Origin of the sequence: Tunturiibacter gelidiferens, assembly GCF_014201335.1 — a bacterium.
GTDB lineage: Bacteria > Acidobacteriota > Terriglobia > Terriglobales > Acidobacteriaceae > Edaphobacter > Edaphobacter lichenicola_E.
On the sequence record NZ_JACHEB010000006.1, the window covers coordinates 379,106 to 394,975 of the forward strand.

The 15,870-nt window shown below is 55.7% G+C and carries 9 protein-coding genes and 1 pseudogene; 3 read left to right on the plus strand and 7 right to left on the minus strand.

The features are described from left to right. Window positions 1-155 precede the first annotated feature (155 nt). The 3 genes from HDF14_RS14775 to HDF14_RS14785 form a co-directional block, all read right to left on the minus strand. Complete coding sequence (locus tag HDF14_RS14775; protein WP_183978000.1) at window positions 156-779, minus strand: response regulator; 624 nt, start codon at window positions 777-779, stop codon at window positions 156-158. After that, complete coding sequence (locus HDF14_RS14780; RefSeq protein WP_183978002.1) at window positions 776-3,673, minus strand: sensor histidine kinase; 2,898 nt, start codon at window positions 3,671-3,673, stop codon at window positions 776-778. The genes HDF14_RS14775 and HDF14_RS14780 overlap by 4 nt, the downstream gene beginning before the upstream one ends. 332 nt (window positions 3,674-4,005) lie before the next feature. After that, on the minus strand, window positions 4,006-5,298 hold the full coding sequence (locus tag HDF14_RS14785) for an MFS transporter (protein ID WP_183978004.1): 1,293 nt from the start codon (window positions 5,296-5,298) through the stop codon (window positions 4,006-4,008). 327 nt (window positions 5,299-5,625) lie between these two features. On the opposite strand from HDF14_RS14785, the gene HDF14_RS14790 reads away from it, so the two are divergent. Both HDF14_RS14790 and HDF14_RS14795 read left to right on the plus strand, forming a co-directional pair. Then, window positions 5,626-7,158, plus strand: a complete 1,533-nt coding sequence (locus tag HDF14_RS14790; RefSeq protein WP_183978006.1) for an FAD-binding protein — start codon at window positions 5,626-5,628, stop codon at window positions 7,156-7,158. Window positions 7,159-7,179: 21 nt separating this feature from the next. Then, window positions 7,180-8,304, plus strand: coding sequence for a lactonase family protein (locus HDF14_RS14795; RefSeq protein WP_183978008.1), 1,125 nt, complete (start codon window positions 7,180-7,182; stop codon window positions 8,302-8,304). Window positions 8,305-8,329: 25 nt separating this feature from the next. On the opposite strand, the gene HDF14_RS14800 is transcribed toward HDF14_RS14795, so the two are convergent. The 4 genes from HDF14_RS14800 to HDF14_RS14815 form a co-directional block, all read right to left on the minus strand. Next, window positions 8,330-9,418: an oxidoreductase gene (locus HDF14_RS14800; protein ID WP_183978010.1), complete on the minus strand. Its 1,089-nt coding sequence runs from the start codon at window positions 9,416-9,418 to the stop codon at window positions 8,330-8,332. 479 nt (window positions 9,419-9,897) lie between these two features. Further along, window positions 9,898-12,588 (minus strand): ABC transporter permease, encoded by a 2,691-nt coding sequence (locus tag HDF14_RS14805; RefSeq protein ID WP_183978012.1) that lies wholly within the window; start codon window positions 12,586-12,588, stop codon window positions 9,898-9,900. Between the two features lie 10 nt (window positions 12,589-12,598). After that, the gene (locus HDF14_RS14810) at window positions 12,599-12,943 is read right to left on the minus strand and encodes a PadR family transcriptional regulator (protein WP_183978014.1); all 345 of its coding nucleotides are present in this window, start codon (window positions 12,941-12,943) and stop codon (window positions 12,599-12,601) included. A gap of 283 nt (window positions 12,944-13,226) precedes the next feature. Next, window positions 13,227-15,320 (minus strand): MBG domain-containing protein, encoded by a 2,094-nt coding sequence (locus tag HDF14_RS14815; protein ID WP_183978016.1) that lies wholly within the window; start codon window positions 15,318-15,320, stop codon window positions 13,227-13,229. Window positions 15,321-15,765: 445 nt separating this feature from the next. Here HDF14_RS14815 and HDF14_RS27840 point away from each other — a divergent pair. After that, a pseudogene (locus HDF14_RS27840) lies at window positions 15,766-15,870 on the plus strand (IS110 family transposase); the annotation flags it as partial.

The following is a 15,870-nucleotide window of genomic DNA, read 5'->3' on the forward strand; positions in this document are numbered from 1 at the left end:
TTGCGGAGCGAAGGCGGCAGCCCGCCGTCGGCTAGTTCGGCAGGTACAGCGGTTCAAATCCCAGGCTGAGGATTAACAGGGATTTGATTACGGGGTCATCTGATTGTCATTAGGCTGTTGCCATGTCTTTAGCTAGGACAAATGTCCTAGGCTCATCAATTCAGGTGGACAAGTCCGCGCTGAAAGGCGTAGATCGTCGCCTGGGTCCGGTCGCGCGCACCCATTTTGTCGAGCAGAGAGCTGACATGAATTCTCACCGTCTTCTCAGCAATATGAAGATCCTCGGCGATCTCCCGGTTACTAAGTCCTCGCGTAATCCCGATGAGCACCTCGCTCTCGCGTGGCGTTAATTCCAGAACAGGAGTGCGTTCGGCCAATCGGTCCAATGCAAGGTGAGGAAGATACCTTAGTCCTCGATCCACATTCTGAATGGCATTTAGAAGTTGTTCGCCACTCGCATCTTTATTCAGATATGCCATCGCCCCGCTTCGCACCGCCCGATAGATATCCTCGCTTCCCTGATAGTTGGAAAGTACAACAATGCGAGCCGACGAATACTCTTTGCGAATCTGGTCGATCACCTCGAAGCCGCTGAGCCGAGGCAAGCGTAAATCGAGCACCACCACGTCCGGACGCAGACTCCGGTACATCTCGACACCTGTCTCACCATCGCTCGCTTCACCAATAATCTGAATCTGCGAATGACCCGAAAGCACCGAGTGCAGCGCCATGCGCGCAAGAAAGTGATCTTCGATCAGCAACACACGAATCTGTTTCATATCCCTATCCAACGTATAACATGATGCTCCTGCGTTAGTGATTGCCGCGCTGCATTGAATGAAACCTTAACCGTCACCTCGGTACCGGCGTCAGCAGAGGTCTGCACCCGGAATGTGCCGCCAATCTTTCGCGCACGCTCCTCCATCACGGGAATACCGAAGTGGCCGCGGCGCGAGCTGTTCGCCTCCGAGCCTTGAAAACCGTGTCCGTCATCATAGATGGAGAGGCTTAGCGAATCAGCCTCATACCTGAGCAGAATGAGAATCCGTGAAGGGTTGGCGTGACGAATCGCATTCGATACCGCCTCCTGACCAATACAAACCAGATGATGGACACAGCCCGGGGCAAGCGGCTGCTCCTCACCTTCAACCTCAAATGTAGTCTTGAAACTCTCCTGAAGAGGATTTGCTTCGAGGACGCGACGAAGCGCTCGCGACAACAGATTGGTCATCTCGTCTGCATCCCGAAGATCCCAGATGATTCGGCGCGCCTCGGCCTGGCAGTGAGAGACCATGCTTCGAGCCAGCTCACACGACTGTGCCGCAGGAGTAGAGTTCAGATCACTGTCTCGAAACAGCTTCGCCGTGGCCTCGAGCTGCCATGAGATCGCGGCAAACCCAGCCATCAACGTATCGTGGCACTCGCGGGAGATGCGGTTTCGCTCTTCCAACACGATACCGATCCGACCCTTCATCAACTGGAGACGACGTCGAAACAATTGCGTCGCAAGAGCAAGAACGACAAGGCAAAGGCCGGCAGCGAAGTACCACGTTTGATAGAAATAAGGTTTTTGTTTCACTTCAACCGTGCTCACAGGAGAAGTCCAATCTTCCCCGCCAGCCCGGGCCTGCACCTCAAATTTATATTCCCCCGGCGGCAGGCGCCGGTAGCGAGCCGCATGAGCGCGAGTATTAGTCCACTCCGCGTCATACCCTGCGAGACGATAGCGATACTCCACATGCGCCGGATTTGAGAGCAGCTTCGCGTTGAAGAAGAACAGAATGTCGGGCTGCCCCGCCTCCAACTCGATCCGCGAATTGCCCGCTTTTGTATCGGTATCAGCGGCATCGGGATCACTCGATAGTGTCCAGCCTGTGATTGTCGCGGCCGGACTTATCGTCCCTAGCCTCTCCGCCACATCCGTTGTATGCACAAAGCTCTTGGTCGTCGCAAACCAGAGGGTTCCATCAAGCTGAAGCGCAGAAGACGGCTTCGAGGGTCCGCCACACTCTGAAGACCGCATTCCATCCGCCTTCCCCAGTAGGACAACCGAAAGCGGATGCTGGCTTCCACCGATCACAGAATGCAACTCAGCCACGGTGAGGCGCACGATCCCTCTATAGGTACCAAGCCACAGGTGGCCGTCCTGATCCTCCGTCGCCGTGCTCACCGGCTGTGTAGGTGCGTTGATATTGGCAGGTAGCGCAACCGCATGATCCTGCCTGATCGCTACGATTCCACCGGCTTTGGTCCCCGCCCAGAGATACCCTCCGCTGTCGAGCACGAGCGAGAGCACATAAGGATGAGGAAGGCCGGAGATTGCTGATACCGTTCCGTCCCGGACACGGTAGAGACCATCACTCGTTCCGACGAGAATAGAACCGTCTCGATCTTCAATCAGGCATGTAATCAGCTTCGTCTCGACGAACTGTTTGCGGTTTTCTTGATCCGGCTGTCCCTGCGGAAAATACAAAATCCCTGTGTAAGTGCCTACCCACAATCCTCCGTGACTGTCGGCAAGAATAGAGCTGACAGCATTGCCTGGCGACTCGTTGCCAAGCAGATAGTGACGATACGATTGGCCGTCGTAACTGTAGATTCCATTGAACCAAGTTCCTATCCACATTCGCCCCTTCTGATCTTCGGCAAGGGCTCGGATCGCCGTAGTGATAGGCATACCAGGGGGAGTAGAAGGAATGAGTTGACCGTTGTGCCGCCGAAACAAACCGTTTCCCCACGTGCCAAGCCACAAATCACCGCGGCTATCCGCAAATACATTGGCGGCGTAGGAGGCGTGAAAACCCTCAGGCTCTCCAAATGGCGCGAGCGCCCCTTTATGCCATCGGCTCAGGCCACCGGAGAGCATACCGACCCAGAGGTTCTGTTCATCATCCATAAATAGAGTTCGGATGGAGTCATCGGGAAGCCCACTATGCGAGCCCCAATGCGAAAGGCCGTCTGCAGCAAAACGCCACACACCAGCATGGCGGGTACCCATCCAGAGATCTCCGGTAGCGTCCCCGAGCAGCGCGGTGATCGGACTTGCGAGAGTTGCACGCACCACTGGATCGAATGCAGCCACCTCTCCGCATGACGTGCACTTGCGTGGAACAAGCTGCATCAGATGAGTCATTGTTCCCACCCAGATCCGCTGGGCCGCATCGCGATAGACTGCGACTTCGATATCGGAGGCAGCCGTTCCGACCCGATAACGTTGGACCTTACCGCCTTGCCAGTGGTAGAGCCCTGAAGAGGTAATGAAAAACATCCCCCCATGACCGTCCTCGGCGAAGGGCGTGGTGATATCGCCGGAGATCATTCCGGCACCCGCAACGGCCTCGAGGTGATTGCCAACAATTCGCTCGATCCCGTTCTGAGTAGCGATCCACAGCACCCCTTGTGCATCTCTATAAAAAGTTCGAATGCGTTCGTTATGAAATCCGGCCTGCTCGCTGATCGGAACAGTTCCGGATGCTGTACGGTGCAGTATCCCGCTGCCGTCGGTTCCAATCCAGAGATCGTCGTTGCCTTCGGGAAGCACCGCATTGATAGCTTCATTGTCGGCAAGGCCACCGACCACGATGGGAAGACTGTGAAAGTGCTGTCCGTCGAAGGTGGCGAGTCCCGATCCGGTAGCCAGCAACAGCAATCCATCCGGCCGTTGCGCAATCATCCTGACATTATTGTCAGGCAGTCCGTCCTCTATCTGCCAGTCTTGCTTCTGGTACTCGGAAAGTTTGAGTGAAGACGATGTCTGGGCTTTTGCCCTGCCTACGAACCCTGCAATTACGCAAAGAAAAATAGACAGAATCAGCGCACTTCCACAGCGAAACTGGTTCGCAGCCGAGGCCAGACGCACGTGCCATAGAAGACACTTTGTTGGCGCGCCGTAAGGACGGCGCCCCAATCGAACGGGATGGAATCGCCTGATCAATATCTAGATAGATCTCAAGGCGAACACATATTTCTGTTCGTTGCAAGGGAATACGCTCTGAACGGATCCGTCTAGGCGTCGAGCGGACGTTCTGGATGCACGGTCAACCAGCAAAGTGCCCCGATCACCGCCAAAACCGCAGCAAGAGCAAAGGAAGTTGTCCAGCCGAAGCGCTGAGCGATCCACGGAGTTAGTGACGCAGTCACCGCCCCCCCGATCTGCCCTCCCATATTCACCATGCTCGAAAACACTCCGGAGCTGCGACCTGCGATATCAATGGAAACGGACCAGAACGAGCTCTGCGACAGATACAGCGCGCCGGCCCCGCCTGCGAGGATGACTCCTGCAAGCTGCGGACTATGAACCATCGATCCGATCACCAAAAAACACGCCGTCGCAACAAGCGCCACCGACGCAAGACCAGCGCGGCCAACACGCAGACCGTATAAATCCGTCAGTTTGTCACTGATCGCCCCCCCGGCTAGACAGCAAATCGTCATCGACAGGAAAGGAAGCATCGAATAGCGCGCACTCGATTTGAGATCGAAGCCCCGCACCTGTGCCATATAAAGAAAGAACCAGCTGAAGAAGATCCACGCGACGTAGCCGAAGCTGAAGTAGCCGATCATCAACGCCGGAAGGTCACGGCGATGAAAGATTGCACGCCACGAAATCTCAACCGTTTCGGAGCTGAGTGCGCGGTGCTCTTGAACGGATCCGTTGATTCCGGCATGAATCTCGCTCAGCTCTAGCGGTCCAACATCTGGGTGCTCTTCAGGCGTATCTCGCGAGTAACGCCACCAGATAGCTCCTGCGATCAAACCGACAATAGCACTAAACCAGAAGGCTGCACGCCATCCGTGGCGGGCGATCAGCCACGTAAGCAGAGGTGGAGTTAGGCCGCTCCCCGCGCCGACTCCAGCAAAGATAAGCCCGTTGATAAAACCACGCTCGCGGGTTGGAACCCATCGAGCAACAAACTGATTCGCCGCAGGATAAATCACTGCCTCGCCCGCTCCCAGAGCAAACCGGATCGCAATGAACAACATCACCGCGTGGGCTATTCCTGAAGGCAGCGTCGCCGTCAACGCTGTTGCTATCCCCCACCACAAAACTCCAAGAGTAAGAACCCGTCGCGGACCAAAGCGAGCCGCAAGCCATCCCGCCGGAAGCTGAAAGCCTGCATATCCAATAAGAAATGCGCTGAAGATCCAGCCCAGACGCTGATTCCCTAGTCCGTATTCTTTACTGATCTGTATCCCGGCGATCGAGATGTTGGTTCGATCGAGAAATGCGACGCCACTCAGAACAAAGAGCCAGAAGGCAAGCAGAAACCTGACTCGGGTATGGCGTTCGAAATACACTGGTGGTCCTCCTTACCGCGACACGTGCTGACAGATCTTGGCAATCGATTTCTGACAGAGCGCTTTGATCTTCTATTGAACAATGCGTTAAGCATTTCTCTTTAGGACTTATGACCTATATCGCTTGCAATGACTTCGTCTAATGAAACTTTCCGCTACCTCTTCTTCGTCGACAAAAATTGGAAGCCGACAGCTAGGTCATTTAGCCTATCTGGAAACTTGGCGCTCGTCCGTTGACAGACTACAGGCGTTGCTGTCGAATTCGCTCTAGCCACAGATACATACTGCCCCTTGCATTTTTAGTGCGGCCGAAACGGAATAAGCAAGATGCCCATTATCATCACACGCGACGATCGGCGGTATGCGAGTTTGCAAAAAGGTCACAATGCGCGATTTCCGGAAACCGAGACCGACGCCGCAAAACGAATCTTCTTGTGTGAAAGCTCCGCCGACGCGGCCGACGCGCTTGAGCACATTGTGAGCGCTGGCCTGCGGCCAACCATACGCAGCGGAGGGCACTGCTACGAGGACTTCGTCGCAAATAATCCCGGCGGAGCCATTCTGGATCTCAGCCTTCTCTCCGGCGTCAACGACGGCAGAAGTGCTCCACCCTATCGGCTTGGCCCAGGCGTACAGCTCTGGAACGGATACCTGGAGTTGTACAAGCTGTATGGTGTAACGCTTCCAGGAGGAACCTGTGGCACCGTCGCGGCAGGTGGCCACATCAGCGGTGGAGGATATGGTCTCTTATCGCGGCTCCATGGTCTCTCTTCCGACTGGCTGACTGCCGTGGAGATCCTGACGGTCAATGGAAGTGGCAAGGTCATTCCTCGCCGAGCAGACGCGCATCACGAGGCTGATCTCTTTCGTGCCTGCCGGGGTGCAGGAGGCGGTGGCCTGGGCGTAATCACCTCCTACGAATTCGACAACCTCCCGCAACCTCCAGCGGAGGTCATCGAAGCTTACATCTCCTTTCCATGGGAGGGCATGACAGAAGAAAAATTCGTAACACTTTTGAAGACATTCGGAGAATACTGGGAGACTCGTGGCAAGCATCCAGACACTTGGGGAATGTTCTCGGTCCTCGAAGTCTCACATCAGGCAGGCGGGCACATGGGCATGTCTGTACAGTTCTGTAACCCCGACGGCAGATGCAGCGATCTGACCGTACTTAACGAGTATCTTGACCGCTTCCTTCAATGCGGCTCCCCAGCATCTCCGGCAGATGGCACAGGCCACGCAGGTCTCTCAGCCAGAAAGGACGCAGGCGAATCGCTCTGCTCTGGAGCTCACACCGTCCGCCGACGAGACTGGCTTGACGCGACAGGCGGCAACAACGGCTCCGGCAGAAGCACTCGCGCCAAATACAAATCCGCCTATATGAAACGCGGTTTCACGGAGGGCGAAGCTCGTTGCATTTACAAACATATGACCCGGACAATCCCTAACGTTGATCTCCGTGGCTCAGTGATCGAGATGGACTCCTACGGCGGAGCAATTAACCGCAAAGAGCTCCTCGAAACAACCTCGGTCGCACAACGGTCCTCAGTACTCAAACTCCAGTTCATGACCTTCTGGGGGAATCCCGAAGACGATGCCGGAAGACTTCAGTGGATTCGCGACCTCTACAAAGATCTCTACTCTGGCACCGACTCCGACCCCGCTCACAAAGAAACTCCCTGGTGGAACTCTCGCTACGAAGGCTGCTACATCAACTACCCTGATCGCGATATGCTCTCTTACACCTATTGGCCTCAGCTCTACTATGGCCCGGGAGAACTCTACCCATTCCTTCAGGCCGTGAAGCGCAAGTACGATCCAAACAACATCTTTCATCACGCCATGTCGATACGGCCCTGAAGATGCCCCAGAGGAACTCCGATGAAGCAAGACTCCTCTCTCAATCGCAGACATTTCCTTCGCATCGTAGGCGCTGCTCCACTCGCGCTGCGAACGAGCTGGGCACGCCAGCTTCCACCGTCTCCGCGTCTTGCATTCGTCGGGAGCGGGTGCGACGAGATTCACGTCTTTCAGATCGACGGTCCCAAATGGACGCTCAAACAAGTCGTTGCTTCCGAAGCTCCCGTCTCCCTCACGGTCCATCCGAATCGCGGCATTCTCTACGCCGTCAACCAGGTAACCAGCCACCAAGACCTGCCCACAGGCTCAGTCGAAACCTTCGTCCTCGCGCCAGACGGCAGATTTACCGCATTCGGCAAGACTTCTCTCTCGCTCTCCGCTATCCTTCCACGGCATCTCGCTCTATCACCCGATGGCAGAAGGGCCATCGTAGCGATTCATGGGGGCGGAGCCTACAATCTGCTTTCTATCCCCGGCGGCGGTCAGCGTCCACAGGTAGCAGAAATCCTCAAAGAAACGGGCTGCGGGCCCCATACACTGCATCAGCTCTCCGCCCATCCCAACATGGCTGTCTTTGACACGACCCAAGGCCGTGTCCTCACGTCCGACACGGGAAGTGACCGAATCAGTGTCCTCGCGGTGAACGAAAATAACCTCACAGTGCATCAGAGATTCTCCACAGACCCAGGAAGCGGACCCGCCCATCTCGCTTTGCATCCCAAAGGAAATATTCTCTTCGTTGCGAATCAACTCAATCGTTCCCTCTGCAGTTACAAATACGACGCGGAACAGGGAAAAATTCTCCACCGCATACAACGCATCACTGAAGATACCGGCGGATCTTTGGCTCTCCACCCATCAGGCCGCACTCTCTACACTATCGGCGGTGAGCAGGATGATGTCGTCCAGGTCTGGTACATCGATCCAATCATCGGCAGACTCAATCGACTCCAGAGTTGGCAACAGAACGCCGGAAGATCCATTGCCTTAACTGCAGAGCGCGATGCTCTCTTTGTCTTAAGCCATACCCTCAATGGCGTGCTGCGTTTTGCAGCAGACCCCACCGAAGGACGTCTTAGTGCCCCCACATTGGTCGCAGAAGTCCCTAAACCACTGAGCATCGCGACAGTTTACGGCCCCGCATAATTTAGACATCCTCATATTCGCGCCATCAAAACTCAGGATGAGCTCGACCCCACTGAGCAATCTCGTCTGAACTCAATGGGAGCGTCAGCACACTTCCCTGCTCAGCCGAACGAAATGTTGTCTCCAGCACAGCCATCACCGCAACGGCATCAATCGCAGGGATCGAGGCCTGCTGCCCTTCGAGTATGGCGTCTCGAATCTGCATGTAATACATCTGCTGATTACCCGGCGGCGCCGGAATCTCTGTGCAGTGGCCCGTCTCACCGTCGTACAGAAAACCGGGGTCAGGGTCGAGCCCGAACCCGGGACTGCCGGGTATCATACCTTCCTTCAACTGCGCCTCCTGCACATCTGCGCCATACTTCAACCAGCTCGCTCGTGTCCCATGAACCACAGACCTTGGACCGCCTCTCGAGACCAGCAAAGACGCATGAAGAATAATCCGCATGCGTTCATAGTTCAGCTGAACATGAGCCCAGTCGTCTGTCTTTCCGCCTTCACGCAAAGTAGCAAAACTCGCGCTAATAGATTGTGGGAGGCCGAAGAGATAAAGCGCCTGATCGATAAGATGTGGCCCCAGATCAAACCACAACCCCGCGCCTGGGCCCTCATCCTCGCGCCAACGCTGGCGAACGCGAGGCCGGTAGCGATCCATGTGGCACTCATAGTGTGAAACGACACCAAGCGCGCCCGACTGCAGCACCGCACGTGTAGCTTGAATCTCGCTCTCCCATCGGCGGTTGTGAAAGACCGAAATCATTCTTCCCTGCTCCTCCGCGATCTTTAGCAGAGAACGCGCCTCGGCGAGCGTTACAGTGAACGGCTTGTCGACGACGACATCCTTCCCTGCGCGCAGAGCAGCCGAAGCAAGCGAAAAGTGGCTGTCATTAGGGCTTGCGACCACCACTAGATCGACCTCGGGATGTATCGCCACCTCTGCGGGAGAGCAAACTGTGACTCCAGCTGAGTCCTTCCGCACAACATCAGGCCTACTTGAGCCCACCGTTGTCAACGTAAGCCCCGGAACCGCGAGGATCAGTGGCGCGTGAAAGATCTTTCCTGCATACCCGTAGCCGATCAGGCCAACACGAATTCTTCTGGAAGTTCCGTTCATTACACCTTTCGCGATGACTACTCTTCAAATTCAGAATGGAAATGTGACGTTTCTAAAGTGTTGTATAGCAAAGAGGATGAGCGCTCCAAATTTGAATGCTACATGAGGTAAACGAAGATGCTCCACCGATTTGAAGAGACAACTGCACGCGACCATTTTGAACTCGGGCCGAATGGCAACCAACCAACAGCAACGCATCAGTCTTCTCGGTCAGTTCAGATTGCCGGCAAAAAGCCCAAGCGAACCCTGCCATTCTGATCGGCAATCGCAGAATGCAGCAGCTTGTCTCCGGCATATAGTGGCAACGGGGTCGCGACAGCAGGCGTGTTGTCAAAGAAAACCTGCGAATCAAAAGCTTCATCGCTGTGCAGGTTTATCGGTGACGGTGGCGGACAATCGCCTGCCCAAGCAATAAAACATGCGGTAAGGACGATTAGGAGTGCCGCAAGTCTCAGAATTACTATCTCCCCGCTGCCTAATTATTCGGCTCGAAGCGCATCGACGGGGTTGACAGCAGCCGTGCGCCGCGCCGGCAGATAGCTTGCCAGTACCGCTGCAGCAACCAGGGCAACTGGTACGACTGTGAACGTGATCGGATCAAGCGGGCTGATGCCAAACAATAGCGTTCGCATCAGGCGCATCAGGCCGGCTGCAGCGCCAAGGCCAACAACGGTGCCAATGCCGGTAAGCACCAACGCTGAGCGAACGAACATCCATAGCAGCTCGCTCTTGTTTGCGCCGAGCGCCATCCGTATACCGATCTCGCGTGTGCGTTGCGAGACCGCATACGAGATCACTCCGTAGATGCCGAGGATGCCTAGAGCAAGTGCCATCGTTCCGGCGACTGCCAGCATGACGAGCGTGAACGAGGTACGTGCCATGGATTCGCTGTAGATATCCTGCATCGTACTGATTGCCGCAACCGGCAGATTCGAATTCACCGACCAGACGGCCTGCTGCATCTCGTTGATGAAGGTCTCCGTGCCGGCCCGGCTGCTCCGCAAGGCGAAGTAGGCGGTGCGTCTTGCATCGAGAGGTCCAGGACCATAAAGATTGGCCATCATCGAAGGCCAGTACACGGTGGCGGGCGAGCTCTGATTGACACCGTTCTCGCGTACATCCTGGACCACCCCGACCACTTCATGCCACGGCATGCTGGGAAATTCGCGGAAGCGCTTGCCGATGGCCGCGCTGGACGATCCCCAAAGTTCGCGGGCCAAACTCTCAGACAGGATCGCCACTGGTCTCAGGCTGTAAATGTCGGACCACGCAAAATCCTGTCCTGCGACGAATCTTGTACCGGCGGTATGGAAATACCCCGGCGAGACATAGTTGAACAGACGCAAGGGAGGTTCTTCGCCTTCATAATTCTTTCCTTCGAGGTAGATCCCATCCCAGTTCGGTTCGGCTCCACTCATGGGAACGGAAACGGCGAAGCCTGCGGAGGTGACCCCAGGAATTGCGGCCAGCTTATCCTGAATGCTGTTTTGAATCCGCACGACGGTCTGCGGATCGCGAACCAGCGTCTCCGGAATCGAAATACGCATCACCTGCAACGAGGGAGGATCAGAGAAGCCGGGATCTACGTTGCGCATGACATTGAATGTGCGGATCATCAGTACGGCGCTGATGAGCAGTACCAGGGCCATGGCTACCTGCGCGACGACCAGAAGATTCCGGCCGCGCTGCCGCTCGCGGCTCACGCTTGCCGTTCGCATCGCGCCGATCAGCGGTACGGCTTGCCGCGAGGGAGCGTAGCGGAGCACAGGAATTAACCCGAAGAACAATCCGGAGAACACTGACAGCATCAGAGTGAATGCAAGCGACCGGCCGTCAAGCGAGATCTCGCTCAGGCGCGGCAGATTTTCCGGTCCAATCGCAATCAACAGGCGCAGTCCTGCATAGGCAACTCCCACGCCCACGGCACCGCCCAGCAGGCCAAGCGTTACGCTCTCCAGCAAAAGCTCACGCGCAACCCGCCATCGTCCCGCGCCGAGCGCCGAGCGGACCGCAAGCTCCTGCTGGCGCCCATCGGCACGTACCAGCAACAGGTTGGCCACGTTGGTGCACGCGATCAGCATTACGATTCCGATCGTCGCCATGACGACCCACAGCACGTTACCGACACTGCCGACCACTTGCTCCTTCAAAGGCAGAAACGCCGGGGTGATCTTCCATTTCAGATACCAGTGCGAATCGGTGCCCGGACCGTTCGTCCACGAGTCCATCCAGACGTTCAGCAGACGCGCCACATCGGCGTCAGCCTGCGAAATTGTAACGCCCGGGCGAAGCCGCCCGATGCCGTGGTACGCAAAAACGGCCAGTGACTGCTTGACCGGATCGAAGGCCACAGGCACCAGCAGATCGAAGTCGTAACCGACCACCTTGAACCCGCGCGGCATCACACCGGCGATCACGCGCGACTGGGAGTCAACACTAATGGTGCGACCCACCACACCCGGATCGCCGCCGAAGCGCCGCTGCCAGTATCCATAACCGAGCATGACGCGCTGCGCTCCGTGTGGGTCTTGGTCTGCTGCGGTAAGCCATTGCCCGGCGGTGGCAGGCACGTCAAGCGTCTGGAGAACGCCGTCCGTAATCACCGCTGTATTGACCTGCTCCGGCTTTGCGATTCCCGTGATGCTTGCAGTTCCAGGCAACCACACGCCCATCGATTGGAAGGATCGATTATGCGCGGCAAAGGTGAGATACATCGAGGGCGACATGCGCAGTTCATCCCGGAAGTCGGTCAGCCCCGGCGCGCCGGGTGCGTTCAGACGCATCGCAACCAGTTGCTCCGGCTCAGAGTACGGCAGCGGTCGCAACAACACGCTGTTGAGCACACTGAACACAGCTGTATTCGCCCCGATGCCAATAGCAAGCGTCAGCACCACCGTAATGGCAAATCCCGGTGACCGTACTAGTCGGCGGCACACATGCTTCAAATCCATGAGCAGCGATTCGAGTCTCTGCCACTGCCACACTTCACGGCTCCGCTCACGGAGGAGTGTCACATTGCCGAAGTCGCGACGCGCGGTTCGTTCGGCTTCATCGCGTGCCATACCCTCTTCCATCAGTTCATCGATCCGCTCAGCGATGTGCTCCTGAATGGAGACAGAGATGTCGTCATACCGGCGATTTCTGAAGAAGAAGCGGCTGAACCGTGACATTCAAGTCCTCCTATGTTTTCGCTGCGGCAAGCACACGGGTAAATCCTGCAAACATCCTCTCGAAACTGACAACTTCGCTTTCGAGATGACGAATACCTGCCGCAGTGAGCCGATAAATCCGTGTTGGTCTACCCTTGGACGAGGTTCCAGTCTCAGATTCCAGCCAGCCTTCCTTCAGCATTCGTTGCAGTGCCGGATAGAGCGAGCCCTCTTCCACCTGGAGCAGGTCGTCGGAAACCTGCTTGATGTGCTTCACCAGCGCATAGCCATGCATTGGCTTCAGCCGCAGCGATTGCAGAATCATGACCTCCAGTGCGCCGGGGAAAAGGTCGCGATGTTCTGGATTTTTCGCCATGCTGGGAATTTTAGGATCAAAATACCTATTTTGTAAATAGGTATTTTGCAGATGATTCCGATAGTGAACGTAAGCAAGCCAAGAATCCTGGCAGCCAACACAGGAATTATCTGCAACGCAGTAGCGTCCAAGCCTGCGACAAAAAACGGGGCCATCTGCTGATGCAGAGGCCCCGCTTGGCACAACGTAAAGTAAACGAGCCACAGTTACAGTCAGCTGTTGGATATGGTGACAGTTGCGGTGTAGCCAACGGATGCCGAGCCGGTCATCCTGGCCGATGTGGTCACCGTAGTCGGACTAAGAGCGTGCCGCTGACAAAATTGAAAACGTAGGGAAAGTTACTTGTCACCGACAGCGTTCCTTGACCGACCCTAATCGGGTAGAGGCCGGGCAGGCTGTACGTCTTAGCGGTCGTAGATAGAGCCGGAGCTCCACCCAGTACCGCTGCTGTGTCTCCATTAACAAACCCGCTGTAGCTCACGGAGAAAGGAGGATTTTCTGCTCCGAACGCCCTCGCGGCATTGTTTGCTCTCACCGTAATAGGAGTAATGCCATAGAACGGAAGGTAGGCCGTATTGTTGCCACCGGGTCCGACGGAGGCGCCTTGGTCATTGACCACATGCGCTATTCCAGAGCCTGCCAACGAGCTCAGGTTGTAGGTCAGCGCATTGTTCACTGTAACTCCGCGAGTGATGGGCACAGTAATCGCACTATCCAAAATGACAGGTGCCGATGTGAAGTTGGAATAAATACCCAGACCATAAGCCTTGTGAGTCTTCACGCCCTGGGAAACCGAATAGGGCGAAAAGCCTCTGGCGCTTCCATTCATCCATGCGTCCTGACTCGGAACATCATACGGCGCTTCATCTTGAAAGAAGATGGTCTCGCCGCCGTTCCCATTCCACACAACCTGGTTCTGCTGATAGTGCTCGACGGCCAGGCCGCTTGCGAGGACATTGTCTCCATTCACAACCAAGCCATGCGCTGCTACGTTACTAGTCCATCCAGCTCCGGCACCGTGATCGGCGCGCCATAGCCACAGATTGTCGAGAATGACGTCGTTGCTATCGACCTCTACGCTAGTGGTTGCAGTTCCCTTAACATACCCGCCAACACGAACAAAAATGTCGGATAGGGTTGTCGGGTTCCATGCATGGCTAACCCTGCGGCCACTCGGTCTACCTACCTGCAACAGGACATCAGCATTGGCCGTCGTCGCGTCGATCAGTAGGCCGCCAACTTGAACTCCGTCCACATCGGCAATGGTGATAACGGGTGTCCCCGCCTGTGAGACGAGGTCCGCATATCCGATGCCCAATACGACCGTATTCGGTCTCGTCACATTGATGGAGCCGGAATAAGTGTAGATTCCGGGAGTCAAGATGAGATTCTTGCCCCAAGCCAAGGCCTGATTGATTTCAGCCAATGTGCTTGTGGGAGTGGCGATGAAGAACGCACTGATCGGTAAAGAATAGCCGTATCCTAGGCCTCCCCCGCTCCACGTTGTACCCCTTGAATTGTTCCTTACTGCAGGAACAAAGACATTGAAATTTTTGCTGCGGTCGACGTAGATGAAAGGTATTTCGCGGGATTTCGGAGTTCTGTCCAGAACGGTGTTGTCTGGGACTGTACGGGGGTCGGCGAGGGCGAAGGTCGGTGGCGGCGCCCCTACAACGCCGGAGAAGACCATGTTATCGATATGGCCCTGGTTCCACACATTCAGTACATCGTCCCAACTGCCGAGTTCGCTGTTGCGCGTGTACCACTGTTGTTGAGCGCAGGGGTCCATATAGCCCGTGACGACGATGTCGGCAACGAATCCGCCGCTGGCCCATCCGCAAATCGTCCCGCCAGGTAGGAGAGCTGAACCGTCCATCTGCAGGTTGCCATTTATCTGCAACCGTCGCAGAGATGTCCCTTGGGAAACACCCCATTGAAGCGTATTTGGGGGATTGTTCTGCGAGTCGTTGTGGCCAGGATTGAAAGTTAGATTCGCCATCGAGCGCCAAAACACTGTGGTCATGCTGGTGGAGACAGGGCCGCTGTAATTTGGTGTGATGTAGCCGTTGATGGTGACGTCGCGGGGGCTAGTGCCAAGTCCATAAACAGCCTCATTGAAGCCGATCTTGGCAGTGACGTCGTACGATCCCGGCATAAAGAAGACTGCGGCACGAGCAGTGCCGAACTGTGACGTTCCAGAAATTGCTTTTGAGTTCAGTGCGGTATTGACGTCACTGATTGGCATTGTCGGGTCGATTATCCAGACATTGGGTCCAAAAATCGAGTTGTTTACCTGGGCGGTGACAGTACGAATTCCGCCGAGGAGAGTGATGACCGTAACGCTTGCGCAGGCAATTCTCTTCAGTAAAGCGCTCATTGCGAAAATCCTCATTTTTGCAGGCTGTGGGTTAACGTACACGTTGACAAGGGGAGACTCCGCCCGTCGCACCTTATCGGTCGAAGACACGCGGGGCCGAGGTTGTGATTTATTTCATGCGGGCTTCAATGAGTCCTAGGAAAACGTTTGACTAGCGCCTGGGAAGGACGGGGAGAATTTTTGTTCGGCATGACTACATTGTCAAGTTAATTTCTAGTTCGGCGATTCACAGCCATTTTGTACGCAGCAGCAAAATAATTTTGAGAATAGTGGCGCAGAATTGGGTATCGATAAACGCGCTCTTCGTCAGTTGGCCGTGTGCCCGATGGCCAGACAAGTGGCGTCCCGTAGTTCCTTGAAAACGGGGTTACTGAGATGGTCCGCCGCTTGATCACCTGGTTTGGACTGGGTGATCTTGTAGGCAGGTATAAGGAGGATCATCGATATGCAGATTGGCTCGGTAGGGATAGATCTTGGCAAGACGAGCTTTCACGTGGTGGCGCTTGGCGATAACGGCAAGGTGCTGCTTAAGAAGAAGTTCTCTCAGAAG